The organism is Streptomyces sp. H51 (assembly GCF_035656535.1).
Taxonomy (GTDB): domain Bacteria; phylum Actinomycetota; class Actinomycetes; order Streptomycetales; family Streptomycetaceae; genus Streptomyces.
This window is the reverse complement of sequence record NZ_JAYMHD010000031.1, coordinates 1-842: the sequence shown is the minus strand read 5'-3', so window position 1 is coordinate 842 and position 842 is coordinate 1. Positions and strand designations below refer to the sequence as shown.

Sequence of the window (842 nt, the reverse complement as noted above, 5' to 3'; positions counted from 1 at the left end):
CAGCCCATGACCGCCACCCGCAGCGGGACCTCCATACCGGTCAGCCCCGCCGTGACCTCCTCCGCCAGCTTGTACACATCCACCTGCGCGCGACCGCAGGACGGGCAGGAGACGATCTCCAGACCCCGCTGCCGCAGGTTCAGCGACTCCAGGATCTTCAGACCGACCTTGATCTCCTCCACCGGCGGCGCGCTCAGCGACACCCGGATCGTGTCCCCGATCCCCTGCGACAGCAGCGCCCCGAAGGCGACCGCCGACTTGATCGTGCCCTGGAACGCCGGACCCGCCTCGGTCACGCCGAGGTGCAGCGGATAGTCGCACCGCGCGGCGAGCTGCCGGTAGGCCTCGATCATCACCACCGGGTCGTTGTGCTTGACGGAGATCTTGATGTCCCGGAAGTCGTGCTCCTCGAACAGCGACGCCTCCCACAACGCGCTCTCCACCAGCGCCTCCGGCGTCGCCCTGCCGTACTTCTGCAGCAGCCGCCGGTCCAGCGAGCCCGCGTTCACCCCGATCCGGATCGGCGTGCCGTGGTCCCTCGCCGCCTTCGCGATCTCCCGCACCTTGTCGTCGAACTGCTTGATGTTGCCCGGGTTCACCCGGACCGCCGCACAGCCCGCCTCGATCGCCGCGAACACGTACTTCGGCTGGAAGTGGATGTCCGCGATCACCGGGATCTGCGACTTCCGCGCGATCGTCGCCAGCGCGTCCGCGTCGTCCTGCGTCGGACACGCCACCCGCACGATCTGGCACCCCGACGCCGTCAGCTCCGCGATCTGCTGCAGCGTGGCACCGATGTCCGAGGTACGCGTCGTCGTCATCGACTGCACCGACACCGGGGC

Annotated in this window: 1 protein-coding gene; it reads right to left on the bottom strand. The window is 69.0% G+C overall.

Annotation, left to right across the window (positions count from 1 at the left end; genetic code table 11):
* Positions 1-842, bottom strand: an 842-nt coding sequence (gene ispG / locus VKA29_RS08995) for a flavodoxin-dependent (E)-4-hydroxy-3-methylbut-2-enyl-diphosphate synthase (protein WP_324784743.1), incomplete at both ends; no start/stop codon positions are given.